The following is a 2,463-nucleotide window of genomic DNA, read 5'->3' as shown; positions in this document are numbered from 1 at the left end:
GTAAGCGGTGTCCCGGTTCCACCTTTGCGGCAGGGGTCTGAGCGCCGATGTTTGAAGCCCCACAGGGCTTCGACACATGACGATTTCAGAGCTTACGTTTAAATCCAGCGACGACGAGCCGGTTCGCCGCTTCGAGGTTTTCACTGGGACCGGGCGCCGACGGGATTGGTCGGACGACGACAAGGCAAGGATCGTGGCGGAGAGCTACGAGCCGGGAGCGACGGTAAGCGAGATTGCGCGCCGCCATGCCTTGTCTCCACAACAGCTTTTCGGCTGGCGGCGTCTTTTGCGGCGAGCACCAGAGCCGGCGTCATCGCCCATGTTCGTGGCTGCAGTGGTCGATACAGCTCGCCCGTTATCCGAGACCGTGAAGCAGCCGGCCACGCGTCGTCGTCGCACTGTCGCCAGACCGAGCGGCGGGATCGAGATCGAGATTGACGGCGTCGTGGTGCGTGTTGGAACCGGTGCGAGCCCGAAGACGATTGCCGCGGTGATCGGCGCGCTGAAGGGCGGCTCGTGATCGGCCCGACCGGCGCGGTCCGCGTCATGATCGCAACGAAGCCGGTCGACTTCCGCAAGGGCGCGGATGGCCTGGCCGCGCTGGTGCGCGAGAGCATGGGCGCCGATCCGTTCTCGGGCGCGGTCTATGTGTTCCGGGCGCGGCGCGCTGACCGGATCAAGCTGGTTTACTTCGATGGGACGGGCGTGTGCCTGTTCTCGAAGAGACTGGAAGACGGCAAGTTCCAGTGGCCCGCCATCGCCGACGGTGTCGTTCGGCTGACAGCGGCACAGTTGCAGGCGTTGCTCGAAGGCCTCGACTGGCGGCGCGTGCATGAACGGCGCGAGACGCGCGTCCCCATCGCGGCAAGTTGATCGCTTGATACTGGCAAGCCACTGTAATCCATGATTGAATCGGCTTCGTGAGCAACGCGGCCAACCCACAGATCAGCGATCCGATCGCGCTTCGGGCGATGCTCGCGGAGGAGCGCGCCGAGAACGAGCGGTTGCGCCAGATCATCAAGGAGTTGCAGCGTCATCGCTTCGGGCGCCGGGCCGAGAGCCTGCCGGTCGATCAGCTGCTGCTGGGGCTCGAGGAGGCCGAGCAGATCGAGGCCGAGGGCCTCGCCGGCGAGGAGGCGACTGATCCAGTCAAGCACGCCGACCGGGCCAGGAAGCGGCGCGCCAATCGCGGATCGCTGCCCACGCACCTGCCGCGCATCGAGCAGATCATCGACGTCCAGGACAGGACCTGCCCGTGCTGCCGGGGCGAGCTGCATGCGATGGGCGAGGACGTCTCCGAGCGTCTCGACATCGTCCCCGCCCAGTTCCGCGTGATCGTGACCCGTCGGCCAAAATACGCCTGCCGGGCCTGCGAGGAGGTCGTGGTGCAGGCCCCAGTGCCCGCCCGGCTCGTCGAGGGCGGCATCCCCACCGAGGCGACCGTCGCCCATGTCCTCGTCTCCAAATACGCCGACCACCTGCCGCTCTATCGCCAGGCCCAGATCTATGGCCGGCAGGGCGTGAACCTGGACCGCTCGACCCTGGCTGACTGGGTCGGCAAGGCGGCCTTCCTCCTGCGGCCGGTGCATGAGCGCCTGTTCGAGCGACTGAAGGCGTCGACCAAGCTCTTCGCAGACGAGACCACGGCGCCGGTGCTCGATCCCGGACGCGGCCGGACCAAGACCGGCCAGTTCTTCGCCTATGCCCGCGACGAACGGCCCTGGGGCGGCGCCGATCCGCCGGGCGTGGCCTATCTCTATGCGCCCGACCGCAAGGCTGAGCAGCCGATCCGGCATCTTCAAGGCTTCGCTGGCGTGCTGCAGGTGGACGGCTACGCCGGCTACAACACGCTGGCCGGGAAGAATGCCGTGAGCCTGGCCTTTTGCTGGAGCCACGTCCGACGGAAGTTCTACGATCTCGCGCAAGGCGGGCCCGCGCCTATCGCTTCGGAAGCGCTCCTGCGCATCGCCGAACTCTACCGCATCGAGAACGATATCCGCGGACACACCGCCGAGGAGCGGCGCGACGCCCGCCAGGCCCGAAGCCGCCCCATCGTCGCGGCGTTGGAGCCGTGGCTCCAGGGGAAGCTCGGCCTCGTCAGCCAGAAGAGCAAACTCGCCGAGGCCATCCGCTACGCCCTCTCGCGATGGGCGGGCCTCAGTCGCTTCCTCGACGACGGCCGCGTCGAGATCGACTCCAACGTGGTCGAGCGCGCCATCCGGCCGATCGCCCTCAATCGCAAGAATGCACTCTTCGCCGGATCAGACGGCGGCGCCGAACATTGGGCCGTCGTCGCCTCGCTCGTGGAGACTTGCAAACTCAACGGCGTCGATCCGCAAGCCTACCTCGTCGATGTCATCACCCGTATCGTCGCCGGCCATCCCCAGAGCCAGATCGACGATCTGCTGCCTTGGGCCTATGCGCCTCAGCCGCTCAAGGCCGTGGCCTGAGAACAGCGCTTAC

Annotated in this window: 3 protein-coding genes; all 3 read left to right on the top strand. The window is 66.9% G+C overall.

The annotated features are described in order from the left end of the window. Nucleotides 1-76: 76 nt before the first annotated feature. Nucleotides 77-520, top strand: a complete 444-nt coding sequence (gene tnpA, locus AC3WMA_RS27555; RefSeq protein ID WP_492288427.1) for an IS66-like element accessory protein TnpA — start codon at nucleotides 77-79, stop codon at nucleotides 518-520. Continuing rightward, nucleotides 517-873, top strand: coding sequence for an IS66 family insertion sequence element accessory protein TnpB (gene tnpB, locus AC3WMA_RS27550; protein ID WP_492288426.1), 357 nt, complete (start codon nucleotides 517-519; stop codon nucleotides 871-873). The genes tnpA and tnpB overlap by 4 nt, the downstream gene beginning before the upstream one ends. A 98-nt stretch (nucleotides 874-971) precedes the next feature. Beyond that, the gene (tnpC, locus tag AC3WMA_RS27545) at nucleotides 972-2,450 is read left to right on the top strand and encodes an IS66 family transposase (RefSeq protein WP_492288428.1); all 1,479 of its coding nucleotides are present in this window, start codon (nucleotides 972-974) and stop codon (nucleotides 2,448-2,450) included. Nucleotides 2,451-2,463 lie beyond the last annotated feature (13 nt).

The sequence above is a fragment of the Allobosea sp. FW305-C-101 genome (genome assembly GCF_058783685.1).
The sequence above is the reverse complement of the archived record's forward strand: the minus strand, read 5'-3'. Positions and strand labels throughout refer to the sequence as shown.